Origin of the sequence: Neisseria sp. WLZKY-1 (assembly GCF_046546535.1) — a bacterium.
Classification (GTDB): domain Bacteria; phylum Pseudomonadota; class Gammaproteobacteria; order Burkholderiales; family Neisseriaceae; genus Neisseria.
On record NZ_JBKGTW010000100.1, the window covers coordinates 1 to 1,782 of the forward strand.

General features: G+C 48.5%; 1 protein-coding gene and 1 pseudogene. One reads left to right on the plus strand and one right to left on the minus strand.

Translation table 11 applies throughout. From position 1 onward, the window contains the following. Positions 1 to 95 precede the first annotated feature (95 nt). Positions 96 to 704, minus strand: a complete 609-nt coding sequence (locus ACLD9W_RS12295) for a hypothetical protein (protein WP_410842277.1) — start codon at positions 702 to 704, stop codon at positions 96 to 98. Positions 705 to 992: 288 nt separating this feature from the next. On the opposite strand from ACLD9W_RS12295, the pseudogene ACLD9W_RS12300 reads away from it, so the two are divergent. Further along, a pseudogene (locus ACLD9W_RS12300) lies at positions 993 to 1,532 on the plus strand (IS5 family transposase); the annotation flags it as partial. Positions 1,533 to 1,782 lie beyond the last annotated feature (250 nt).

The following is a 1,782-nucleotide window of genomic DNA, read 5'->3' on the forward strand; positions in this document are numbered from 1 at the left end:
CTTTTAGCGTGCCATCACGGCATGAGTAGGGAGAATAAAATTAGGTTTATTAAGGATTATTTATCAATTAAATCTTAGGCTCAGCCTCCATTTTGTTACTTAGGGAGAATGTTCTCCGAAATAGCCTCCATTTTGTTACTTACGCCCTCAAACACAAACAGGTTATCCATATTCCGTTTCAAACTGAAATACGCACTTCTGAGTCTCGGATGGGTGTAGTGTGTTTTACCTGTTTCAGGATGGGTCGTCCGCTCGTTTAGGTAGTGTCGGTATCGTTCAAACCATGCTTTCAGGCTGCTTTCAAAGTCTGCTCTACGGCTGCTTTTTAAGCTCAGTGCCAATCGCCAAAGTTCTTTGCCCGCAGCCGTTTGCGGATTGCGCGTTAGATAGCGACCAACGGTTTTGACTTGATGGAAGTGGCAAAGTTGTACAGGGATATTGGGGAATAATTGCGGCAGTCCTTTACGACTATCGCAAACAATACTTTGTACTTCAATACCTTTGGCTTTCAGGCTGCCTATGGCTTCGGCGCACAAGGTATTGGTTTCGTATTTGACTTCGGTTACGGATAGAGCTTTGCCGCTGATGCTGTCTAATAGAACCATAACGCCGAAGCTGTGCCCGAAGTAAGTATCCATAACAACATTGGCACACTTAGGCGTGGCAAATTGGGCTTTGGGATTGGCTTTTTTGAGATGGCGCAAGATGGTTTGACGGCTGCATCCGTAAGTTGCGGCAAGTTGTGTGGCGGTTTGTTTGCCTACGGTGTAAGAGTGCCATAGTGTTTGTGGATTGATGCGGTTGCCGCCGTTGAAATACTTGTTACAACATTTGCATTTGTATTGTTGGCGACCTTGATGCTTACCATTCTTTTTGACCTGTTTTGAGCCGCAAAAAGGGCATTTTTTGTGTTCAAAGGTTTTGACTCCGCTTAAAGCCTTGTAGCATAAGGCTTGCGGGGGTTTTGGGCAGTAAATTTGTTACTTACGCCTCAGGCCATAGAAGTCGATGAAGAAGGACAAGTCAGCGGCCAAACCACACCGAGTAAAGATAAAGATGCCCGCTGGACAAAGAAAAACGGCCTCTACAGACTCGGTTACAAACAACATACCCGCACCGATGAGGAAGGCTATATCGAGAAACTGCATATCACCCCAGCCAATACCCATGAGTGCAACCACCTGTCGCCTTTGTTGGAAGGTCTGACCGAAGGTACGACCGTCTATGCCGACAAAGGCTATGACAGTGAGGAAAACCGACAACATCTGAAAGAGCATCGGCTGCAGGACGGCATTATGCGCAAAGCCCACCGCAACCGTCCGCTGACGGAAGCGCAAACCAAACGTAACCGATATTTGTCGAAAACCCGTTATGTGGTCGAACAGAGCTTCGGGACGCTGCACCGTAAATTCCGCTACGCCCGGGCAGCCTATTTCGGGCTGATTAAAGTGAGTGCGCAAAGCCATCTAAAGGCGATGTGTTTAAACCTGTTGAAAGCGGCTAACAGGCTAAGTGTGCCTGTTGCCGCCTAAAAGACGGCCCGGATGCCTGATTATGGGGCGTCCGGGGAGAAAAAAGGGGATATTTGGGTAAAATCAGGAGGTATTGGGGGCGGAAACAGCCGAAAACCTGTGTTTGGGTTCCGGCTGTCGAAGGAAGGGCTTTTTTGCAAAGGTCTCAGGCCGTCTGAATGAGGCCGTCTGAATGAGGCCGTCTGAATGAGGCCGTCTGAATGAGGCCGTCTGAATGAGGCCGTCTGAATGAGGCCGTCTGAATGAGGCC